General features: G+C 45.2%; 17 protein-coding genes. 3 read left to right on the top strand and 14 right to left on the bottom strand.

Annotation, left to right across the window (positions count from 1 at the left end):
* Positions 1-79: 79 nt before the first annotated feature.
* A complete protein-coding gene (locus tag P2W84_RS01025) occupies positions 80-1,045 on the top strand; it encodes a hypothetical protein (protein ID WP_276088235.1) in 966 nt (321 codons plus the stop codon).
* Positions 1,046-1,128: 83 nt separating this feature from the next.
* Here P2W84_RS01025 and P2W84_RS01030 read toward each other — a convergent pair whose 3' ends face one another.
* The 7 genes from P2W84_RS01030 to P2W84_RS01060 all read right to left on the bottom strand — a co-directional run bounded on the left by P2W84_RS01030 (position 1,129) and on the right by P2W84_RS01060 (position 14,564).
* Positions 1,129-1,731, bottom strand: a complete 603-nt coding sequence (locus P2W84_RS01030; protein WP_276088236.1) for a hypothetical protein — start codon at positions 1,729-1,731, stop codon at positions 1,129-1,131.
* 40 nt (positions 1,732-1,771) lie between these two features.
* A complete protein-coding gene (locus P2W84_RS01035) occupies positions 1,772-2,092 on the bottom strand; it encodes an AraC family transcriptional regulator (RefSeq protein WP_276088237.1) in 321 nt (106 codons plus the stop codon).
* 98 nt (positions 2,093-2,190) lie between these two features.
* Positions 2,191-4,818 (bottom strand): sugar-binding domain-containing protein, encoded by a 2,628-nt coding sequence (locus P2W84_RS01040; protein WP_276088238.1) that lies wholly within the window; start codon positions 4,816-4,818, stop codon positions 2,191-2,193.
* A 32-nt stretch (positions 4,819-4,850) separates the two neighbouring features.
* Positions 4,851-8,036, bottom strand: a complete 3,186-nt coding sequence (locus P2W84_RS01045; RefSeq protein ID WP_276088239.1) for an amidohydrolase family protein — start codon at positions 8,034-8,036, stop codon at positions 4,851-4,853.
* Between the two features lie 59 nt (positions 8,037-8,095).
* A complete protein-coding gene (locus tag P2W84_RS01050) occupies positions 8,096-9,607 on the bottom strand; it encodes a RagB/SusD family nutrient uptake outer membrane protein (protein ID WP_276088240.1) in 1,512 nt (503 codons plus the stop codon).
* Between the two features lie 17 nt (positions 9,608-9,624).
* Positions 9,625-12,969 carry a SusC/RagA family TonB-linked outer membrane protein gene (locus tag P2W84_RS01055; protein ID WP_276088241.1) on the bottom strand — a complete coding sequence of 1,115 codons (3,345 nt, stop codon included), beginning with the start codon at positions 12,967-12,969 and terminating at the stop codon, positions 9,625-9,627.
* A 197-nt stretch (positions 12,970-13,166) separates the two neighbouring features.
* Positions 13,167-14,564 (bottom strand): FecR domain-containing protein, encoded by a 1,398-nt coding sequence (locus P2W84_RS01060; protein WP_276088242.1) that lies wholly within the window; start codon positions 14,562-14,564, stop codon positions 13,167-13,169.
* Between the two features lie 237 nt (positions 14,565-14,801).
* Here P2W84_RS01060 and P2W84_RS01065 point away from each other — a divergent pair, with 237 nt between their 5' ends.
* The gene (locus P2W84_RS01065; RefSeq protein WP_276088243.1) at positions 14,802-15,761 is read left to right on the top strand and encodes a hypothetical protein; all 960 of its coding nucleotides are present in this window, start codon (positions 14,802-14,804) and stop codon (positions 15,759-15,761) included.
* Here P2W84_RS01065 and P2W84_RS01070 read toward each other — a convergent pair.
* From P2W84_RS01070 to P2W84_RS01080, 3 genes are all read right to left on the bottom strand, one after another.
* The gene (locus tag P2W84_RS01070; protein ID WP_276088244.1) at positions 15,718-16,296 is read right to left on the bottom strand and encodes an RNA polymerase sigma-70 factor; all 579 of its coding nucleotides are present in this window, start codon (positions 16,294-16,296) and stop codon (positions 15,718-15,720) included. The genes P2W84_RS01065 and P2W84_RS01070 overlap by 44 nt on opposite strands.
* A 252-nt stretch (positions 16,297-16,548) precedes the next feature.
* Positions 16,549-17,544, bottom strand: coding sequence for an SRPBCC domain-containing protein (locus P2W84_RS01075; RefSeq protein ID WP_276088245.1), 996 nt, complete (start codon positions 17,542-17,544; stop codon positions 16,549-16,551).
* An 87-nt stretch (positions 17,545-17,631) separates the two neighbouring features.
* Positions 17,632-17,949 (bottom strand): metalloregulator ArsR/SmtB family transcription factor, encoded by a 318-nt coding sequence (locus P2W84_RS01080; protein WP_276088246.1) that lies wholly within the window; start codon positions 17,947-17,949, stop codon positions 17,632-17,634.
* A gap of 152 nt (positions 17,950-18,101) precedes the next feature.
* On the opposite strand from P2W84_RS01080, the gene P2W84_RS01085 reads away from it, so the two are divergent.
* Positions 18,102-20,969, top strand: a complete 2,868-nt coding sequence (locus P2W84_RS01085) for an outer membrane beta-barrel protein (RefSeq protein WP_276088247.1) — start codon at positions 18,102-18,104, stop codon at positions 20,967-20,969.
* On the opposite strand, the gene P2W84_RS01090 is transcribed toward P2W84_RS01085, so the two are convergent.
* The 4 genes from P2W84_RS01090 to P2W84_RS01105 form a co-directional block, all read right to left on the bottom strand.
* On the bottom strand, positions 20,966-21,832 hold the full coding sequence (locus tag P2W84_RS01090; RefSeq protein WP_276088248.1) for an alpha/beta hydrolase: 867 nt from the start codon (positions 21,830-21,832) through the stop codon (positions 20,966-20,968). The genes P2W84_RS01085 and P2W84_RS01090 overlap by 4 nt on opposite strands.
* A 26-nt stretch (positions 21,833-21,858) precedes the next feature.
* Positions 21,859-22,809, bottom strand: coding sequence for an HTTM domain-containing protein (locus P2W84_RS01095; RefSeq protein ID WP_276088249.1), 951 nt, complete (start codon positions 22,807-22,809; stop codon positions 21,859-21,861).
* Positions 22,810-22,851: 42 nt separating this feature from the next.
* Positions 22,852-23,322: a hypothetical protein gene (locus P2W84_RS01100; RefSeq protein WP_276088250.1), complete on the bottom strand. Its 471-nt coding sequence runs from the start codon at positions 23,320-23,322 to the stop codon at positions 22,852-22,854.
* Between the two features lie 103 nt (positions 23,323-23,425).
* Positions 23,426-23,857, bottom strand: coding sequence for a hypothetical protein (locus tag P2W84_RS01105; RefSeq protein WP_276088251.1), 432 nt, complete (start codon positions 23,855-23,857; stop codon positions 23,426-23,428).
* Between the last annotated feature and the right edge of the window lie 128 nt (positions 23,858-23,985).

A 23,985-nucleotide genomic window follows, 5' to 3' on the forward strand; every position in this document is an offset into this window, starting at 1 on the left:
CATTAAAACAACCTGCTTAGATGCTAAAGGCATCTTTTTCCATATTGTACTTCTCAAAAAAATGCAATACAATATCCATATGACAGTTACAATTGCATTAAACGAACCACAAGCCGGCTACCTGCACGAACCACAAAACGACGTTACAGATCCAGGAGGCAACATCCGAAGAAACGATCTGCTGTATAAAGGCATACTCGAAGATCTGTTTGATGACTTTCTGCGTTTCATGATTCCAAATGCAGATGAACGAATTGATATGCAGCGCGGATTTGAATTTCTTAACAAGGAGCTCGAACAGCTCTTCCCTCCCGAGGAAAATATCTACCAACCAAGAATCATCGATCAACTTGTAAAGATTTATACCCGGGATGGCAAAGAAGAATGGATATTACTTCATCTGGAAATTCAGGACAGATATTCATCTGATTTTAGCGAACGCATGTTCCGGTATTTCATCCGCATTTATGATAAATACCAGAGGCCCATTTCTGCATACGCGATCCTAACCGAAGCAAGCAGTATTGTCCGGAGCAATATTTTCTCCCTCTCCTGCTTGGGTACCAAAGTCGATTACACCTTCAACATGTTCAAAATGGCCACTCAGGACGAAGCCCAACTTGAAAACAGTGAAAATCCCTTCGCAAAAGTAGTTCTCATCGCAAAAGCGGCCCTTCAGGGTAAGGCATTGCAAGAACATGCAAGAGACACCTTCCTGCTCGAAGTAAAAACCAAGCTCGCCAGGCACCTGCTTTCCCAAAGCATGCACAAAAACAAAATCAGGATACTTATTAACTTCTTAAAATACCATATCCGCTTTACCGACAATCGAAATAACACTATCTTTGAGCAAAGACTCGACGAAATCACAGAAAGGAGCACTACCATGGGAATCGAAGAACAAATAATAGATCTGGCAACAAAGGAAGGCGTAAAGCAGGGAAAACTGCAGACTGCACGCGAAATGAAAGCAGACGGGCAATCTGATGAACTGATAGCCAAATACACCAAACTCAGCATTGAAGAAATCAAAAACCTCAAATAGCAAAGGAGGCCCTTACGGACCTCCTTTGCTATTTGATCATCTCAGATTCAAACCAGATCCGGGAAAGATCAGACACCTCTTCGCTAAAACAACCTGCTTAAATGTTCCGGCGTCATTCCCAGATAACTTGCGATATGCTTCTGAGCAAAAGCATGCCAGATCTGTATGCCAAACAACTCTTTAAATCGTGCTACGCGTTGTTCGCAGGGGAGCCTCAGCATCATCATCTTTTCCCGGTAACGACTGCTTTGCTTCGCCAGGATCCGTTTTGCCAGACCCACAGCCTCAGGTGCAGATAGCTTCAGTTCGGAGAAATTTCCCTTGCTGAACGGCACCATTACACCGCCGGGCGCTATCTCTATACAGCAATCACTTACTGCCCCGTTGAAAAAACCATTCGCATCTACCATGATCTCCATTGGCCGGTAAAACTCCCCCGTTTGCTGCACCTCCAGTCCATCCGCGGTAACCTGATCGAAATATGCCCTTGCGTAAGTGCCCTCCAGCCAGTAAGCAACCTCCGGAACCTGCCCCCTTTGCAGCACCTGTTGCAGTTTCTTTACCTCAACAGGTTGCAGCATTGGCGTTATCGCCGGATTGAACAGGTCCGAAAGTTCCATTTCGGCATTCAGGTGCGTGAGCAGATTTGTTACGACAGCGTTGGGATCTATGGGATGTTCTATCATATTTCAGGTTATTTTTTCTTGAATATTGTCTATTCCTGTTTCAGTAAGAGAGGGCGAGTCGGTACTCCCTTGGTCCCACCCCCTCCCTCCGTTTAAAACTCCTGGTAAAGTGCCCATGGTCACAACAGCCAATGGTATACGCAATCTCGCTCACTTTCAGGGATGAATGTATAAGGAGATGAAGCGCTTCCAGATGTAGTCGTTCCTGGATTAGCTCATATACTGTTTTTCCGAAACGGCGCCTGGTGAAGCCGTTCAGCACGTACAGCGTAGTATTCAACCGGGCTGCATAGAACTCCGGATGATGCTGTTCCCGGAAATGCTGTTCAAGAAGAATTTCAAAATCGCTGATATATTCCATACAGATTTCAGTTTTATGAAATCCAAAGCTTTTTATTCTACTAAAGCGAACTGGCCTGCGGTAGGTGAGTGTTTTGCATCAGTTCTTTACTAATTGAATTATTTCGAACCTGAAACAAGCCAGGTTGGCACACCAGTTTTCATTTTTGAAAGCGTCTCTACCAGCGCTTCATCGCTACCCGAAACTGTTATTGCCTTTTCTTCCCAAAAAATTGCACCCTTCAGATCACCCGTTTTGTATAACAAATTTGCATACGTATCTATACTATGATAATCGCCAGGACGTTGACTGATCTCTTCCTTCATCACATTGGTCGCTAACTTCAAGACTTGATCATCATTACTTTTAAGAAAAGCCCACCAACATAAAGCATTTGCGTTAAGATATCTCACACCACTTGTCAGCGCACGTCGATAATATTTCAGAAAACTAGCTTCGAAACCAGGAATATTTTCACTAGAGGCATAAAAAGCAGTTTCGCATGCCCAAACCAACTCCTCACCAATATCTCCATACTTGCTTGCGAGCTTCCTTTCCATTGTGCTCCAGTCTGGGTGGTCAACTTTATCAAACGGTTCAATTTCTTCACGATAAATTACAGACATCACTTTTTTCTCGGCGCTACCGCGTCCCAATACACCGTTGATCCTCGCTTTATTGCGCCAATAAAACATAAATCCGCTATCCAGACTAGACTTCGTCGTCTTACCAATAATCAATAGATTATCATTTGTGAAGCGATTATTTAGAGAAAGGTAATACCTGTCCCCTGCTTTCGATATCATATCATTGTCTTGCTTTTTAATTGCTGATAGGGTCAGCTTTCTTAAAAAAGCCGAGTCCGCTCGTCCCGAATTATATTCAAGAACCCATTCATTATATCTGTCCACAGTATCTGGCGAACTGAATCCCAGTAAGTTTGCCAATGTATCTACTGCAATAGCTGACCACAATTTTTTATTGCTGGCACGAATAGACTCCAGTTTAACTTTTGCAACTTCTCTGTCGTAAGTGATCAAACCATTCTGTTCGGATTCAACGTCAAAGGGCTGCGTATATATCGAACCGCTCAAACCCAAACGCTCGAATTTCACAAGCGTATCAATCATTTTGCTGTATTGGTTTAACATAGTCCCTGGGGTTACCAAACCGTCATATCCCCAACCAGAATTAATGTCGTCCCACAGATGACCTTGAACTGGTACGCCTATGCCACCGAATTCACCGCATACCCAAGCCTTACCTGCTTGCTTTATGGGCATCATTGGATTCGGATAACTATGGACATCTGTCATGTCTGCATCCACATATGGGTCCTCACTTGGACTTCTAAGCTGACCATTGACATACAGAAATTCACCGCTATGTCCATTAACAAGCCTAGAGGGATCTTTTGCTTTAAGCCAATTAGTTAGACGCTTCTGTTCGTACTGGCCCCATTTCTCGTTAAATAGTACCCAGGTTGTAATACTTGGATAATTACGTAACTGGTCGACGATCTCTTCACTTTCCTTTTCAAACTGCTTTTTTGAACCTTCAGGCAACTGTTGGTTTGGGTTCACTAAATCTTGCCAGACCAATATTCCCAGTCGGTCAGTATAATAATACCACCTTGCAGGCTCTACTTTAATGTGCTTTCGTATCGTATTAAACCCCATAGACTTAATGGCTTCAATATCAAACTTTAGCGCCTCATCAGTCGGAGCGGTGTATAAGCCATCGGGCCAAAATCCCTGGTCAAGTGTACCGAGATTATATACGTATTTATTATTGAGCATAATTCGATCATAGCCGTCCTTATCCTTGCCAACGCTAACTTTGCGCATACCGAAATAGCTTTTAACTCGGTCCATGCCCAAGCCTACCTCTAGATCATATAAAAATGGGTCATCTGGTGTCCACATACGGGGTGCCGGAATTTTGATTTTCAAGTCAATTTGATCTTTGCTGCTTGACTTTTCGATGATTCTGCAGGTCTTGCAGCCCGGGATTTTGATGGACAACTTCCGGTTTGCTGCGTTTGCAGAAGACAGCCTGACAGTTAGATTTAAAACTTCATTATCGATATCCGGCGAAATACTAAGATTTTTGATATAGTCAAGCGGCACAGTCTCCATCCAAACTGTTTGCCAGATTCCTGAACTTGCAGTATAGTATATATTGGCAGGATCAAGAACCTGCTTGCCATGTGGCCCAATTCCTTTGTCTGTCGGATCATAAACCCTTACGATGACTTCATTTTCGCCGTTTTTAAGCGCGTCAGTTACATCATAAGAGAAAGACGTGTATCCCCCGGTGTGCGTACCTACATTCTTTTTATTTACATATACTGTTGCTTCCCAATCCACAGCACCGAAGTGTAAAATAGTCCTGCTGCTCTTCTTTTTTTCAAATGAAAAGACCTTCCTGTACCAAAGTATCTCGTCCGGTTTTAAGGCTTTTTTTACGCCAGAAAGTGCTGATTCGATAGGGAAAGGCACTAAAATCTGATCATCAAATTTGGTCGGCTGCGTTGATTTTCCAACTATCGAATAGCTCCACAAGCCATTAAGGTTTGTCCAGTTGCCACGCTGCAAGATTGGCCGCGGGTATTCTTTATGTACATTTGTTTCACTCACTTGCCCTGTCCATCTGGTATCCAGTTGAACCTTCTGTCTTTTCCATTGCGCGTGGCAGATGGTTGCTATCCCTAACAAAAACAATAGCACTTGGACAGTCTTATTCATTTTTCGCATAATTTGGATTTTAAATTTCAATTTTATTGTTCTGTAGTTAGGCGCCAAGTGGGGAGCTTTCTTTTTACAGGCCAAACGGCATCAAGCGTATCACCTAGATAAAGTACACCTGACTTCATTACATATTTAATCGCTAAGCTGTTATGAATGTCCACTAATGGATCCTTGTCCAAAATGATTAGATCGGCTATTTTTCCGGACTCAATGGACCCTAGGTCATCTTGGATACCCAACGCTTCCGCCCCCACTATAGTCGCCGCTTTGAGTACTTCCAGATTACTCATTCCACCCATTTTCAATGCCCATAACTCAAAGTGTGCACCAATGCCCTGATCCTCTCCATGGCTGCCCATGCCAATTTTTCCACCTGCATCCTGGATCGACTTTATAACTGCAGATTCCTTTACGAACCTGGGTACGACCAGAGAGTCGAAACCTGAGGCAAGAAGCGGGATATCGGCTTTGTTGTATCCAACGTATCTGTCGTCCGGTAAAAGTTGTTCCCGCCAGCCTAAAGGTGTAAACCGTTCATATTTTTCGTTTTTTGTCCGAAGGTATCTATTGCGGAAATAATATTTTGGCATGTCCTCAAAGTCCGCACTATAGCTCACTTGTAGTGTTGGTGTCAAAATGGTTCCGGACTTAGCAAAGAATGTCCTAACATCCCGGTAAAGATCTCCCCAAATTGGATCATGTTCAATTCCTGAACTACCATCTTTAACCATGGCGATGTTGTCCAAGACGGACCTGCTGCCTTCGTTTGTTAGATTTAATCCTGCCTGCCGCGCTGCGAGTGAAAGCCACTGTCTTTCCATCCTGGTATTCAAAGAATACTGCTTAACCGTAGTTGTCCCCATTAAAGCGCGGTTCTCAACGATAGCTCTTGCCTCCTCCGGTGTATTTATAGAAGAGTTACTGGGCTTCACAGCAAATCCAACGTGGAAGGACCTCGGACCTATCATCTTTCCACAAGCCACCAGCTCACTAAAGGCATATTTTTCATAATAACCCGCTGGATCACGAACAGTAGTTACCCCATAGGCCATCATTGCGAGATATTTCCAGAACTGTTCGGGGATGACCCCTGAATTGCCCCCCATATGATGGTGCAGATCAATCATTCCGGGCATGATTGTTTTGCCAGTCAGATCATACACCGTCGCTTCTCTGGGGACGTGGACGGCTTTTGTATTTCCAACCGAAATGATACGACCGTTTTTTACGATGATAGTACCTTGAGAAATGACATCATCCCCGTTCATTGTAATAATCTTTACATTTTTCAACGCAATTGTACCATGCCCATATAGTTGAGGGCTTTTTAGATTGATAGTAATCATGCGCTCAGGAACCAGGTCGACATCGATAACACCCATTTGATTTGATGTACAGTTTGATGTGCTTTCAGCTTGTAACATAGCCGCTTCAATAATCCTCTCAGGACTGATCGAATAGTAACTGTTTGCGAACGACCAGTTTAGAAAACGTCCATCGTTTGTCCAACTGGGATCAATTCCTGATTTTGCAAACCTTATTATCGGTAATTTATTGGTCACATCTGGAAAGGTGAGGATACCATCTATACCAAACAGCGGTATCAGGTAAGCGCACTGATCGTTCGTAAATACTATATATTTGCCGTCAGGGGACCGCAATAAGTTTTGCCCGGTTAAAAATCCTTCATCCCTAGGACCATTTACAAGAATTTTAACCTCATCATTAGTGAGGTTTTTTGAAACAAGTTTTGTCCATTTCCCCTCGCTTGACTCAGAATTAATCCTATATAATATGTGCTTGCCATCCGACGTATATTTCGGCTGATTAGATAAAGATACACTATCAGACAAAACGCGTACGTGACAGGTACTAACTGTAACTATATCAATTGTACCCCTGTTATAATTGTTTTGTTTAACAGGACCTTTCATCACGACAATCTCTTTATCATCTGGTGACCAGCTGGGGTGCTGATATTCACCTGCTATTTTGCTGAGTTTTATTGGGTGGCCTCCTTGTGTAGAAATCTTCCAAAGATGACCCCCAACCTTATCGCTCCAAGTCACATAGGTGATCCACTTTCCATCATTTGAATAAGACGGGTGAAATTGGGCCATACCTTGGTTGAATAGTACTTTTGGCGACCCTTCTTGTAAATTCAATACATATATTTGATTGAGCGCAGAAAACACCAACTGCTCGCCTCTAGGACTTTTCTGTATATCCCGAATATATCTAACCTGGAATGAATCCAGTCCGACCTTATTTTTGTTGTAGTTAAGTCGGGCCAAATCCGCCTTTACCTCCGCAGTAAAATGTACAGTTTCATTGTGCCCATTTTCAATTTCTATTTTATGTATTTGGCCACTATATCCAAAAAATATAAATCTTGAGTCTTTTGAAAAAGCATAATGCTGTCGTTCAAGGTTATAGCTTGGGTATTTTATATTCAAGTGAGCCAGCAGCTTGCTTTTATTCAATTTTAGATCATACACCATTAAGCTATCCATTGATTCCTTCCAATAGCCTGTAATATAACTTAGCCATCTTCCGTCAGGAGAAATCCTGATGTTGTTCATTTTCGCTTTCTCGGTATCTGTTGAAAAAACAGAATCAGTACGGCCGGTGTACTTATCATATTGCATTACTTCCGCTGCGTCCCAGTAATAGTATTTTTCATTTGTAGCAATTGCGAATACCGTTGATATCCGTTCTGGATTCTTCACCTTGCCGCCTGCAAGATGATAAACGTAATCGGCAATGATGATCGATTCGCTGTCAGGTTGCCAAAGTGGCTCCCTCATATTTAGATTCTCATCCTCGTTTCGGAAGATCCGAACTACTTTCCCTGACGTATCGATAACGTGTAGTTTTTTTGAACCCTGCGCATCGCTAACATAAGCAATAAACTTCCCATTTGGGGACCAAATGGGTTTGTCGTTGATGGCAAGTCCTCGGGTTATCTGCTTTGCGGAGCCTCCTGACGAAGACAGTGTATAAATATCTCCAAGGAGTGTAAAAGCTATAGTTTTGCCATCTGGAGAAACGTCCACATCCATATTACTTCCTTCACTGGTGTTAAAGGAAATAGTTCTTGCTGATTTCAGGGGAAGTGATGAATCACTGACATTATTGAGGATATGAACCTCCTGCGAAGTGCAAATAAGCGGTACAACCACTAGGCAAAGCAGCGTCGTTACGAACCTAATCATATGAAAAATTCTTAAAGTATTGCTGTCCGCGTTAACGGACAGCGTTGGATAGTGATTAACTAGTATCCTTGATTCTGGCTAATATTTCTGTTCTTCAGTGACTCCCCACTTGGGATAGGATAAAGCCGCCAGTTTGAGCTCCAGGTACCACCTTTCAATGGCGTCATGTTCTTCATGACAGCATCGACCTCGTTTGTCCTTTTAAGATCAAACCATCGGTGTGCACCCTCAATGAACAGTTCATGCCGGCGTTCTCGAAGGATCAAATTTAATAACTGCTGAGGGTCATTAGAAGTTATATCACCAAGACCCGCCCGTCGACGTAGTATGTTTACATCATCTTTCGCTTCCTGCAACTGACCCAATTTCAGGGACGCTTCTGCCCTAACTAGATACATTTCCGCTAGCCTAAGCATCATCGTGTATTCTGTCACGGGGGCTAAAGGTGAATTTTCTTTATATTTGTGCGCAAAATAATAGGTCTTTAAGATCTCTGGACTCGTCGGCGTGGCGTCAGAAATCTTAACAATTACGCTATCCACCCAAGCCTTACGTCTCAAATCCGAACCTTCAAAGCTGAGTGTTAAACTATCACTTAAAAATACTGGGTTTTCATCATTAGGCCCTGTTGCCGGAATAATAAACAACCTGCCATCGTTTGTATTTGTTATTACATCGTTGACCGGCTGAAGTTGCCATATCGCTTCGCGGCTATTTGCGAGAAAGACTTCATTCAATGGAACATGCTGAACATCATATAAATCGGTCCGGCCAATAACAGCTGAGGCCTTGGCTTTGGCTTGTTCCCAATCCTGAGTATAGAGATATACACGAGCCAACAGCGCAGCAGCGGCTGAGCGATTTGGCCGGACACGTTCCTGACTGACGCCCCTCAGAGAGCCATCGCGATAGTCGTTTTGCAACAAGCTCTCCGACTCTACCAGGTCACTGACTATCTGACTGTATACTTCGTTTATCGGAGACCGACGAAGCAGGGAATTGATCTTAAAATCAGTGGTCAGTGCCAGCGGGCTATCTCCGTAAATATTTACCAAATAAAAGTATAGGTATGCCCTCATGAATTTAGCTTCACCGAGCAACTGATTTTTGACCTCAGGACTTAACTTATCAGAATCTGTAGCACCTTCTATCACCGAATTGCATATATAAATTTGGTTGTAGGTTCTTGTCCAGAACTCCGGTGACCGGAATTTTAAATTATTTTGATAAGTCGCGACAATAGTGGCGTCTGAAGCCCCATCCCATACAGCGAGTTCGTCGCCGGAAAGAGCAGTCCAAACATTAGCAGTGACTGCGGTAGCCTCGGGAAAACCAAAGGCGCTCATATCTGAATACAATTTATTCATCACCGCTATAGCTGTAGCATCGCTGTTAAAAACAACCTCGCTGGTTATGTTGGTTACAGGAGCCTCTACGTCTACAAGCTTTCTACACCCCGAGTACATCAGCAAGCAGCAGGTACTTAACAAAATTACAGCGAGCCGATTCAACCATTGTAGCTCCTTATTTTTTGCTTTCTTATTAAAGAAATATGTCTTAAGAATTTTCATAGTATTATCAATTTTTTCTATAGCCCTATTTGAATACCCGCCGTCACAGTCCTTAATGGTGGAAGACCCAAAGTCTCAGGATCCAGCCCGTCATAAGTTGTAATCGTAAATAAATTCTGCACTTGTGTGTACAAGGTGCACGTTTTCAGATGCAATGCATTGGTCCACCTCTCTGGAACTCTATACGAAAACGAGATGGATTTAAGCCTCAAATAGGAAGCGTCTACATAGTTGGCATCACTATTCAGAGCATATTGATACTGGTTATACAGACTTGTATTCGCGCTGAATTTTTGAATATTCGTGACATTCCCTTCTTCACGCCAGCGACCCAGCAAACTTTTGGGAACATTTAAGGCTCTGCGTCCTGGTTGAAAAAAACCAATACCAAAATTCGTTCCTTTGATATTATATCGGGAGAATTGAAGCATGAAGTCGAGCCTAAACCCTTTGTATTCAAAGGAATTTTCCAGGCCACCATAGAAGCGCTGCCCCGTATTGATAATCACATTTCTATCTTCTTCGGTCGGTTCGTTGGTAAGGTTCCCTGATTTATTTTTGAACTGATAGGATCCTGTAAGCGGGTCAACACCGGCAAAAGCATAGGCCTTAAGGGTATTTAAGGACTTACCCACAATGAAACTTCCTGCATACGGGGTGTTTTCCAGATCGGGAAAAGCGACTAATTTATTTGAAGGCAAAGTGATGTTAAAATTAGTCTTCCAATTAAATGCTTTTGATTTAATATTTTGTGTGTTCATAGAAATCTCCCAGCCAGTATTTTCTACAGTTGCAGGAAAATTAGACTGAATATCATTGAAACCTGTCGTTAAAGGCAAAGAGTACGAGAGTAGTTGATTAGAGGATCTGTTCCGGACGTAATTAACACTAGTCAGTACCTTGTCTTCTAATAACCCTAAATCCAATCCGAATTGTAACTTTCGGGTCTCTTCCCATTGCAGGTAGGGGTTTGTTAAACGATAACTGTAAAGACTATTTCCTCCTTGATACGCAACCGGATAAAACTGTGAGCGATAAAGATCTAAAAATTGGTAGTCGGGAATTTGATCGTTACCAGAAGTACCATAGCTGGCGCGTAGTTTTCCAAAGCTGATAAATCCTAAACTTTTATCAAAAATGTCCTCTTCACTGAAAACCCAGGCTCCCCCGATTGCCGCAAAATTATGAAACTGATTTTTACTACCGAAGCGGCTGCTTCCATCTCGTCTGACGGTAAAATTAACAATGTATTTGTTCTGCCAATTGTAATTAGCTCTACCGAACAGCGCGTAATATTTATATTGCGATTTCTCTGTGGAATTTACCTCAATTTCCTTCGCGGAGAGGATATCGGGTATTAGCGCATCATTTGCAAAAATTCTCGCGGTAAGGTTTTCTCCATCGTTTGTTCGCTGTTGCACTGTGGAACCTAGTAATATATCCATCTTACCATTGGATATATTTTTTGTATAGCGAAGTTGAGGTTCAATAATCCAGGAGGTAATCGAACTAGAGGAAAAAATGCCGGCATTTACGGCAAAAGGCAAACTTTGCGGCGTGCTGTTCGATAACGGAACTGGTGTAAATTCCTTAGTATTCAATGTATTATAACCAAGATTTGCCCCCAGTTCTAGCCCGGAGAAAATTCTATAATCCAAATTCAAGCTTCCAATAAGATTGTTTGTTTTATTTTGATAAGGAGCTTTAATATTGACGGCAGGATTTGACCATGTGGACGAACCAGCTGCATTAGGCTGCCAGTTCAAACTGCCATCAGCATTGTATAATGCCGGAGCGTTTGGTGCAAACTGAAGTGCTTGTACTGCAAGATCTGTTCCAGGTAACTTAGCGACGCCGCTGAGATAGTTTGCCGAAAATTGCATTTTGAACTTTCTGTCCAATGATGTATTGGTAATATTGAAATGGAGGCTACCTTTGCTGTCTGAAAAGTCTCCTGGAAATACAGTTGTTTCTCTATGGTAGTTCCCTCCTAATGTGTATTGTGTTGCGATTGACCCCCCGGAAATATTTCCATTAATGTTTGTATAGTCTGCTGTCTCACCCATCAGCGTTCTCTGCCAATCTGTATATCTCGTTGTATCCCAAACTCCATTGATATCGTAGTCACTTGGTGATGGTGCTGCAACTTTATCATTTTTTAATGCTTCCCGCCTCATAGATAGATATTGTTGGGTATTCAGCATTTTCACTTTATTTGCGACTACAGCAGTGCCACGCTGGACGTTAACATTGAATTTAGTCGATTCCGGAATACCTTTCTTAGTCGTAATGAGAATAACACCATTCGCTCCACGTGAACCATATATTGCAGTTGCATCGGCGTCTTTCAATACATCCACACTTTCGATATCAAGTGGGTTAATATAATTTAACGGATTCCCTGATCCACTTCCGATCGGTCCACCCGAGCTACCTATGGTGGCACCACTTGTCGTTTTAAGCATTTGGGCCGTATATGGAACTCCATCTATTACATACAGAGGATCATTACCATTAGTTAAACTATTCATTCCTTGAACCCGTACCGTGACTCCTGACCCAGGAACTCCGCTACTTTGTACTATCTGAAGCCCCGGTATTCTCCCAGCCAGTGCCAATAGTGGGTTTGCTACCGGTTGCTTGGCTATGTCCTCACCTTTTACCGTACCAATGTTACTCGTGCTAATTCTCCTCGAAGTCACCCCGTACGCCTGTATCTGTACCTCGTCCAGCTTACTTGCACTTTGCTGCAAAACCACATTCATAAACTCCTTATTTACAGCAACTTCTTTAGTGATATATCCGAGATAATTCACCACCAATACCGCACCCTCATCCACATTCTTCAGGTAAAAATTTCCTCCGGCATCGGTAGATGTAGAGCCCTTACCATTTTTCATGCTTACCGTAGCACCCGGCAACCCATTCCCCAGCGAATCCACCACTTTCCCTCGTACATCGATCGCCTGAAATCGGGCAATGATGTTCTCCAAAAAAGACGGTTTCTCTTTCTTGCTAAGGACAATGTTGTTCTTCACAATTTTGTAGGTCAATGGCAGTCGCTGTGTCAATTGGTCCATTACTTCTTCCACAGATGCGCCGTTCACACGGATACTGGCCTTCTGGTTCTCCAGGGCCTTTGCATCATAAAAAAAGACGTAACCGCTTTGTTGCTTTATCGCTTGTAAAAGTTTTTCAATAGGCGCATTGGTTTCATTCAGGGTGATCTTCTGTCCAAATCCCTTTGCACTAACTTGTGCCAGGGCTATCATTAATATGAAAGTGGTTAGCTTCATTATTAATATCAATTGTTTCGGCGGTCGCAAATGGCACGCGCCAAGGTTTAATGCAATTAAATTCATTACCTTTGGTTTGGTTGAGTTGATAAAAAAGTTGTCTCTGCAATTGTTTTTGGTTGGCTCAATCATCTGCCGGACAGTGCTTAGACCCACTTTCCGGTTTTTTATTGGCCACCTTCATTCTTAGTCTTCCGTTCGCTTTAGTCTTTTCATTTTTTTTTCATTTGGTTTGTGGATATGGTTTGTTCAAGAATGATTCATTATTTGTTCACGATAATCTGTTTGCCGGCTATCCTGAAACTTACCTTCGTAAACTTCAGCAGTTCCAGCGCCTCCGAGGCATTCAGGTTCCGGTAGATCTCACCGGTAAACTGCCTGTCGGGTATACCGTCCGGGTATACAATATCGACATCGTACCACCTGCCCAGTTGCCGCAGCACCTCTTCCAGGCTGGTTTTGTTGAAAGTAAATTTCCCGTTCTTCCATCCGATCGCTTCGTTGACGTCCACCTTCTTCACGCTTATATTACCATTATAGAACGCAGACTGCTGGTTTGGAGTAAGGACGACGCTTTTCCCGGTTTTCCCCGTCATCTCGAGCGCAGCGAGAGATCCCTTGTCCTTGCCACTCAGGAGGTTCCTCCTATCGTCGGAATGACGTGCCTGGGTGATGGAGTATACCGCTGCACTACCCTCTACCAGCGTGGTCCTCACACTTAACTCATCGGCATAGGCATTAATGTTAAACTCGGTTCCAATGTCTTCTACCATTTGCTCTCTGCCCGATCCCGTCCTGCTCACTACCCTGAATGGTTGTTTAGCATTATGCTTCACTACAAAATAGGCCTCACCCTGCATCAATATTCTGCGCTCCTTTCCAGAAAACTGAGCTGGAAACTCCAATTTTGAGTCTGCGTTCAGCCATACCTTCGTTCCATCCGGCAAAGTAAAGGAGTAGGTTTGGCCTTTGGCTGTGGTCGCAGTAAGCATCATCATTACGTTGGTGTGCTCTTTCCCGTCATTGCGAGGTTGCGCAGCTTCCGAAGCAATCTCATAAGGGGATTGCCGCGCCGCTTCGCCGGCTCGCAATGACGACCCGTCGTCATACTTCAACTCCTTGCCTACAACCACGCCCTTCTTCGAACTATCCAACTGGATCACCTGCCCATTGGCCAGCGTAATCGTCGCACCATACTTGCCCGGCGCTAAGTCATTAGCAGTGTTCAAGAGATTCCTCGTATCCTCGGAATGACGGGAAGAATCGAATCTGGAATTAAAAAACCACACCCCAAAAACAATGGTAGCCACCGCAGCAGCCACCGCTCCCGCGTTGCGCCACAACTTAAGTTTACGCGGCTTCGATTTACGCGGTTTCGTTAGCTCACCCATCTCTGTAGTTTCCAAGCTGGCTGTTTCCTCATCCGGTACACCTATGTCAAGTCCCAGCCTGGCAGCTATACTGTCTCTGGCGCGGAGCAGATCTACCTCAGAAAGCTCGCCGGAAAGATTGTGTCCAGAAAGCGCATCAGAAAAGTCCTTTTCACGAAGCGCCGCCGCATCCAATTGCCAGTACCAGCTTTCCAACTGCGCATTCTCTGCAGCGCTGGTCTTGCCCTCGCGATATCGGTTCAGTAAGTCTTTAAACGCTTTCGCTTCCATATTTCCCCGGCTTTCTTCTGCCTTCTGATATGTAAGACGTTTCAGAAATATAAAGTGGGGATATAAAAATGAAAAAAAGTTTAACGCCCTGTATACCCACTCACTGACGCAAGTTAGTGAACAACATTACAGAATTTTGGACAAAAGTTAATTATATTGAAATATATAAATACCCAAACAAAAATATTATTTTATTAATTAATAATTCGACACTATATTTGCGGATAATTTATTTAGATGTTAGCCGAATCCTCCTTTGCAGAGACCTCCCTTAACTACTTAATCCCACGTCGCCGGGACGATGAATTGTTGAAAGGTATACTTGAAGATGTCTTCGACGATTTTCTCCGGTTCTTTTTTCCTAATGCAGACGAACTTTTCCACCTTGACAGGAAATTCGTATTCCTTGACAAGGAATTCAACAGGTTGTTCCCACCGGAGCAAGGTACTGCAGGGGTGCGATTCGTAGATAAACTTGTCAGGGTCCAACTGAAGAAAGGTGGATCCAGGTTTGTTCTAATCCACGTAGAAATACAAGGTTCTAAAGGCAATGAAGACCTGACGGCCCGTATGTTCCGTTATTTTTATCGGGCTAAGGACAAGCACAACGTTTCCATAAGCGCCTTTGCACTGCTTATTGACGACGATAAAAACTATCATCCGCAAGTTTATACCGAAGAATATCTGGGGACCAGGCTCAGTTATGAGTTTAACACGTACAAACTCCTGAACCAGGATGAAGAACAATTGCGCACCAACCCGAATCCCTTTGCAGTTGTCGCTCTGGTAGTACTCATGGCCCTGAAAAACAAAAACATTGGCGATGAGGAGTTAAAGCAGATTAAACTAGATTTAACCAGGGAATTGATTAAAAGAAAGGTCGGTAAATCCAAACACATAAAGATCATGGATTTCCTGACTTATTATGTAAATTTTAGAAACAAGGAAATGATGATTAAATTTGAACAGGAGGCCGAAAAATTAACCGGAAGAACAGAACCCATGGGCGTCAGAGAAATACTACTGGATAGGGCTAAAAGAGAAGGCCGGGAAGAAGAACGTCTGCAGATGGCCAGAGATTTAAAAACGAATGGAGTCGACCTGGACATCATATCAAAAGTTACCGGGATTTCCATAGAAGAAATACACCAGCTTACTGCATCAGATAAGCCAGGATCAACGCCATTCCGATCTTAGGCTTCAGCGTGCGTATTGCCTTCTTCATCTGGTCCTTAACCGTATGTTCGGATAGGCCCAGGCGCTCGGCGATTTCTTTATTGGACAGGTTTTCCAGCCTGCGCAGGTTAAAAACTTCACGCATCTTTGGCGGCAGTGCTGCAATCTCTGCCTCGATGATGGCCGCAAACTGCCTTTCGCGGACCAGCGCATCCGTTTCTACATAAGTTTCCTCTGCAAAACGGGTATAGGCAGTCGCATAAGCGTCTACATGTGTTTTGTGCCGCAAAAGGTCAAATACCGCATTGCGCGCAGTCGTATACAAATAAGCAGTCAGGTTCAGCATCTGTACATCAATTTCCCCGTGCTTACTCCATAGCCTAGCAAAAATTTCCTGCACGATATCTTCCGCTTCTTCTGCATTGCGCAGCTTATTGTAAGTGTGCTTGTAGAGCAGCGGGCTGTAGCGGTTAAAAATCTCGGTAAAGGCCAGCCTGTCCCCTGCTTGCAGCAAAGCGGTAAGTTCAAGTTCGGAATATGCGCTATAAACCCTCATTTTAGCTCATGTCACCTAAAGTTACGGAAAAAATACCATCGTTTCATGGGATTACACCAGCATTGATTTTTCAAATATGCTTAAACTAAATGTAAACCCAAAGAATATGGTATAAGCGCTTATTGCAACCGCATCATGAACGGCTTTTCTACGGCTTTTCTACGGTTCCTCTACGGCTATTTAAGGCTCCGGGCCGAGAATAAACCGTAGAAGAACCGTTAATGGAACGTTATTGTACCGGGACCAAAACGGCTACATTGCCTTTTCAGTCTGGCCAGGGTTAGCCGGCGGCTGGTAGTTGATCATCCAGTTGATGCCATACTTGTCCGTAAAACTGCCGAAATATGCACCCCAGAACATGTCCTGCAAAGGCATGGAGACTTTTCCACCTGCAGAAAGTGAATTAAAGATCCGGTCGGCTTCTTCACGCGAGGCCGGCTCCAGGTTGATGTGCATGTTGTTTCCCGGTGTGACGGTGAAGCCCATTTCCTTAGGAGCATCGGTAGCCATCAGCACATGCCCGCCAAGTAAGGGCAGTTCCACGTGCAGCACCATGTTTTTCAGCGCATCACCAATGGGTGGCTGACCAGGCTCTGCAGGAATCTCGCCAAAACGCTGGATGCCGTTCACATATTCCGTTTGAAAAACAGATTTATAAAATTCCATTGCTTCTTCGGTATTACCGGCGAAATTAACATAGCTGGATACCCTTGGCTGGCCATTTGGCTTTTTCTGCCTGCGAAGGTAAAACTGGGCACTGATGTATTCGTCGAGATTGCCCAGCCCCATGGTAAAGCCTTCCCTGAAGCCCATCTCGATGATCTTCTCCAGGTCTTCCAGCTTTTCAAAGCTGATCTCTACATTGACCACGGCGCTGTCGGCGTCCTGTGCGCTGAATTTATTGTTCCAGCGCATGCGGGGCATTTCGCTGTTCATGACCTGGTTTTCGTCGCAGAAGGAATCCATACCCGAGTAACGCTTTTCCGGTTCTATCTGCTCATAATCGAACAAACACCAGTGACGCTCACCTTCCGGCCCCACCATGGAATAGTGCCAGCGGCCACCTTCCCGGAAATCCATAGATTTGGTTTCAGTTTTCCAGGGTTTGGGCGCCCACCACAGGTCCAGTATGCTGGCATCGGTCCATGCGGCCCACACCAGTTCCAGCGGGGCATTGAAAGAGCGGTCTACGTTGATTTTCCTGTTGGCCTTGTCTACAGTAAAATCGAAAAGAATTGCTTTGTTCATCGTATTAGTGTTTTGGGGTTTATATTAACGGTTAATTGGTTTTGTCGTGATGCGCTTCCGGCAGGTTGATTTTCCGGCCATATCGGGTTATCGCTTTTTCTTCAGTTGCTCAAGTACCTCGTCCAACTGACTGAACCTGGTTTGCCAGATCTGCCTGAACTTCTCCAGCCATGCTTCTATTTCTTTCATTTTTTCTGCCTCCAGATGGTAATAAATTTCCCTGCCCTGCTGCTGCTGTTTCACCAGTTCGCACTCGCTGAGGATGCGCAGGTGTTTGGATACAGCCTGTCGGGTAGTGTCAAAATGTTCTGCGATGCTGTTTGGTGTCATCGCCTGTACGGCAAGCAGCAGCACAATGGCTCTCCGGGTAGGATCTGCAACAGCCTGAAATATATCTCTTCTCATTGGACCTGAATTATTGATAACGGACCTGAATCAATTAATGAAACCGATGAGTTGCAAATATATAAGCAACCATTTGGTTTCGCAAATATTTTTAATAAAAATTACTCATCAACTGATCAGGAAATATTTAACTTTCCCTCAGATATCCCGAAATGCAAATTAAAAGCGCTCTCCTGCTCATGATCCTTTGCCTGGCGGCCATGGGCACGCTGGCCCAGGTAAGCCGTAAGGTATCGGGCACGGTTACTGATTCGGCAAAGACAACATTACCGGGGGCCGGAGTCATGCTGATTTCAGAAAAGGACACCCTGAGAACAGTAACGGACAAAGAAGGCTTTTTTAGTTTTTCTGACCTGAAAGGTGACAGCTTTGCACTCCGGGTCGCGATGGTGGGCTATCATGAGCGCAGCGCAGCCATTGTTTTTGCAGAAAAGGAACAACACCGGAAACTGGGCGATTTCGAATTGAAAGCCTCCAACATGATGCTGAAGGAAGTGGTCATCAAAGGCAAGCCCAATCCGGTGCGGGTCATGCAGGATACGATCGAGTTCAACGCAGATGCTTTCCGGGTGATCGAGGGTGACAACATGGCCGACCTGATTAAACAGATGCCGGGAATGGTGGTGGATAAAGACTACAATGTAACCCTGATGGGTAAGCAGATGACGAAGATCAGGGTAAACGGCAAGGATTTCTTCACCAGCGATGTTAAGGAATTTGTAAAGCAGCTGCCTGCCGGGATCGCATCAAAGATACAGGTGATCGACGACTTTGGAGATGAGGCCAACTTTACGGGAATAAAGATCGGGGAACCCAGGAAGATCCTGAATATTGTGACAAAAGACGGAATCAACAATGGTTCCTTCGGGAATGCAAATGCCAATACGGGTACGAATGACCAGGCGGGGCTGGGTGGCAATGTAAACCTCTGGAAAGGTATTCACCAGACCTCTGCCCATTTACAGGGCAACACGGCCAACAACGGAGCGGGTACGAGCAATAACCTCAACGTGCAGCTTAACCATAATGATAAAATCGGCAAGAACGGGCGCGGTGGTATCAATTACCGGTTTAACCGCAATGCCAATGCCTATTCCAATGACCAGGCGGCCGAGTCGGCGTATCCGGAAGGTAAGCTGACCAGCAATTCGCACAGTGAGGGCGACGGCAGCAATTCCGGTCATAACCTGAACGGCAATTATACTTTCAACAACAAAAAAATATTCCTGAACGCGGGTTTCAACAGTTCGTATAACCAAAACGGCAATATAAGCACAAACCAGAGCAACCAGTATGGCCTATTGCGGCAGGATCTGGATAACGGAAACCGGTCAGCGCATACGACGCCCAGCCTGAACGGTAGCTTTTCGGTTTCGAAAAAGCTGAAAAACAGCCTGGATGCTTTTTCATTACTGGGCAATGCTACCTATAACAGCAATGAGGGCACACAGAACATCCGCACCAATACCCGTTACTACAATAAAGAAACCGGGGCCCTGGAGAAAGACTCTCTGCTCAACCGCGACCTGATCAGCAACTCCAGGAACCAGAACTACAATTTCGGCGTCAACTATACCCTGGGTTTCAAGTCTAAAAAGGATACATTAACGACCTACAACCTGAATTTCAGTTATAACGCCGGGATTGGTCAGTCGCTGAGCAACATCACCACGATCGTCTTTGACAATCTGGACCAGAGGCCTTCGGTAGTGGACTCCCTGACTACTGCTTTCAGGTCTTCGTCGCTGAATCAGCATCTGGGTTTAAATTACAACCATAACTCGAAGAAGCTGCGCTATAACCTGGGTTTTTATGCCAGTCCTAACCGCCTGGAAAACAACGATCTGAAGCTTTCAAAAAAAACGGTGCTGAATACGATAAACTATGCGCCCTCGATAAACGTCAACAAGACTTTCCGTGGCGGTAAGACACTGTCTGTCTTCTACAATGGTTCCAGCAATAACCCTACCCTGCAACAATTGCAGCCTGTACGCAATGCACAGAACCTGCAGAATATTGTAGTGGGCAATCCGGAACTGAAGCCGGCTTTCAACCATAACCTGAGCACGGGCTTCAATTATGTGCATCAGAAATCAGGTTTATCAGTACAGTCTTCGCTGAACGTCTCGGCTACGGAAAGGCAGATCGTTGAAGGGGTGACTTTGCTGCCGGATACGCTGGGCAGCCTGAAACAGATCACCCGTTATGAGAATGTGAACGGGAATTACCAGGTGAACGGGCATTATAATCTGCATTTCCCCTTATTGAAGAACAAACTGTCGGCCGGCTACGGGGGTTCACTTGGCTTTTCGAATCAGGCGGTTATTTTTAACGGAAAGAAAGCTTTTGGCAAAGGGATCAATTACGGACAAAGCCTGAGTGCCTATGCCAACCTCAATAAGGCATCGGCGAATTTGAATGCCGGATATTCTGTAACCAGCAACAATGAGGGCGGTTCGAGGTATCGTTATATGGGCCTTCAGAATATCGGGCTCGGACAGATCGCGGCACCCGCCTTTTTCAGGACCAGTACCTTTAATATTGACCTGAACGGCGACCTGCGGTTGAAGAACCTGTCGGTATGGGCGAATTCAAGCTTTCGCAGGAGCAGCACCCGGCGTTCGCAGCAGGATGCCGGACAGCAAGATTCCACACTGCAGGATCTTCCGGCCAGCAGTGAATTATCAGCGAATATAACGGGCCGCCTTACGATCAGGAAGTCCTATTTCGTTACCTTAAATATATCCAAACGGGTAAACTATGGCTATGCGCTGGCTGGGCGTAATCCGCTGCTCATCAACCTCGCGATGGAGAAAGCATTTCTAAAGGAAAAATCACTGAGCCTGAGCCTGAATGTGAATGATCTGCTGGGTCAGGGAAATAATGTTTCCCGTATGGTTTCCGGCAACACCATCATCGACAGCCGTTCTGCACAGCAAAAAAGGGTATTTCAGCTAAACCTGGGCTACAAGCTGTCGCGTTTCGGTGGTAAGCATTACCGCGTTGATGAGGATTACTAAAGGCCTTTGATCCAGCGGATGCAGTCATCGATCCATTGCACTTTTGCCTGGCGGTTATGGGTGCCATAACCGTGCTGGCCATGCGCGTAAAGCATCAGCTCTGCGGGCACCGCATGGTCTTTTAAGGCAGCATAGAACAACAGGCTGTTGGCTACCGGCACCAGTCCGTCGTCCATTCCATGGGTAATATAGGCTGGCGGGGTTTGCTGGTTAACCTGCATTTCATTGGAAAATGAGGCGACAGTAAGGCTGTCCGGATTTTTGCCAAGCAGATTTTCCCTGGAGCCCTGATGCGTAAGGCCGTCTTTCATGCTGATAACGGGATAGGCGAGCACAATGAAGTCGGGGCGCAGGCTGGTATTTTTTGGATTGGAAAGCGCGGTCTTTGTGAAGTGGGTTCCTGTGGTAGCGGCAAGGTGCCCGCCTGCGGAAAAGCCCATGATCCCGATTTTCTTTGGGTTAACCCCAAGTTGGGCGGCATTTTCTCTGATGTACTGGATGGCGCGCTGCGCGTCTGTTAAGGGTACGAGTTCCTTGTGGTCCATAAACTCGTCCTTTGGCAGGCGGTAATCCAGCAGAAAAGCGGTAATACCCGCTTCGTTTAGTTTTTTACAGGGTTCGACTCCTTCATAGCTGTCCATCCTTGCACCGTAACCGCCGCCCGCGCAAACGATCACTGCTGCGCCTTTGGAAAGATCTTTAGCGGGTTTATATACCCTGAGCCGCGGCACTTCACCGCCTTGCTTTGCAAACGGGACTTTTCCTTCCGGATATAGGGGAACTGCTTTCTGGGCATGTGCCGTCTGGACAGTATACAGAATCAGGCTTACTACAATAGCCAGGGCCGTTTTTAGTTTCATCATTACAGGATCTATATGGTTACCTGCAATTATACGACTTTTATTTTCCTGACTCCAATTGCAGGCGCTGGTAGCTGCTGAAATGATGGTTTGCTCGAAAATACACCGGCAAAGGCGCTGAGGTCGAAGACGATCATGATCCAGGCAAAGAGCTGAAGCCCCATGACTGCGCCTATAAAGCAATGCATGAGCAGCACGCTGATGAGCATTAACCGGTTAAGCTGCGCATAACGGATAAAGATAAACAGGGGAAACAGGCATTCGACAAACAAAGTGCCCCAGGTAAAAGCCGCGGTGACACCGGACAGGCTCATCAGATCTTTGAAAAATGGGGTTAAGGGGGTATAAAACTGGGGCTGGTTCAAAGCGCTCCATACGGCGGTGCCGCTCGTCCATTCCGCGCCGTTTTTAGAAATGCCGGCTACGAAGTAGACAATACAAAGATGGACCTGCAATACCAGCAGGTATAACCTGAGTTCGCGTGGATCGATGGGCCCGGTGCTTCCGGTTAGCTCCGTGCCGCTCCTTTTATGGCGCTCCAGCAGGGCATCGGCAGCATAGACTTTACCGACCGGGAATACCAGTGTATAAAAAAGCAGGGAAAACAGAAAACCGTCGAAGCCGAAGGCCAGCAGGTTGTATCCGTTGAAAATAAGCATATGAATGAACAGGCAGATGAAGGCGCTGAACCTGGAACGGTAACCGATGAGCAGCATAAAGCCTGCACAGGCGAACACGATATAGAGGCCACGCAGGAACAGGTGTTCATTGCTGATGTGCAGTGTCTCTACAAGCCAGGGAAGGCTGAGGGAAAACCTGATCTGCATGGGCCGGGACAAAACGTTCTGGATAATGCCATGCTGGCTGAACAGCATATCGAGGTCTGCAAATTCGACTGCTACTTTGCAGAGAATGGTGATGGCTACGCCAATGCGCAGAATGGCAAGCTGAAAGCCGGGCTGGAGTTTAATTGTTTTCATAATCTGTTTTCATGATTTTAAATGCTGTAAACTGGTACAGCCTCAATTGGTATAGGTGCCGTTATAGATTTCGCGGAACCTTGCCTTTGGCTTATTTTTCCGGTATTCGCTGATGCCCGGGCTCTGGTACTCGCCTACAGAAATATGAGTAACCCCAGCATCCGGATACTTGGCGAAAACATAGGCGGCGACGGTACGCGCCATGAGCTCGTAGGCCTTCTGGTTCCTGAAGGTCTGGATCACGGAGCCGAAACGGTTATCGAGCATATCTGTACCGGCGCCGAGGGCATCTTGCCGGAGCGTCTTGTCTGAATGGAGTGTATATGCCTTAACAACGGTCTGATTACCCACATTGGGAGAGAAAAAACTGTAACCGAAGCCCCCGCCGGTCCATGCCGCATAAGGCAGAATGATGTTGTCCAGGAACTTGCTTTTGTATTCAAAGAGGTTGGACCCGAGAAATACAATAAGCAAATGAAAAGAAAACAAGAGTTTGAGGAGTTTGAGTTTCATGGTTTCAGGGATAAAATGAATAAGAGGCTGCCGGTGTGCCGGGCACAGGTTGCTGTCTCCTGCCCACTAACAGCCTCGGTCATTAACAAGGTAGATACAGGGCCTAATTCAGTACACGGAAGCTATGGTTGACCTGTACCGTTTTCAGCGACTGTTTGGTCAGATTGGTATTCAGCTGAGAGATCACCGCATCCTGAATATCCTTGCCTTTGGTAATGTTCTTGACCAGGATGATGATGTCGCTCGCTGCAACCGATCCGCCCCTGCCAATGGTGCTGCCGCCTATTTTAGTCATGCTTCCCAGAGGTGCTGTACCATATACTTTGTTGCTTACACGGCCGTTTTTTCCTTTGGTACTTACGGTAAGACGGTAAGTGGAGGGGTCCTCGTTTTTCAGGGTGGCGAGGATCTTGTCTACTTCAGCCTGGGAACTGGTGCTAACGATCAGTCCTTTTGAAGTTTCCTGTGCTTTTGAAGTCTGTGCCGAAAAAACAGCCATTAAAGCTACACATGCGGGGATTACTAACTTTTTCATGTTTTTGATGTTTAAAGGTTTTTAATTGTTTTAATTTTTAAATGTTAATGTTTCTGTAATAATTTTTGATCTTAGAGATCAGTCTAGACTCATTACATTAGTCGCAGCCGATGGCAACGAGGGAAACA

It is taken from the genome of Pedobacter sp. JY14-1 (assembly GCF_029269825.1).
GTDB lineage: Bacteria > Bacteroidota > Bacteroidia > Sphingobacteriales > Sphingobacteriaceae > Pedobacter.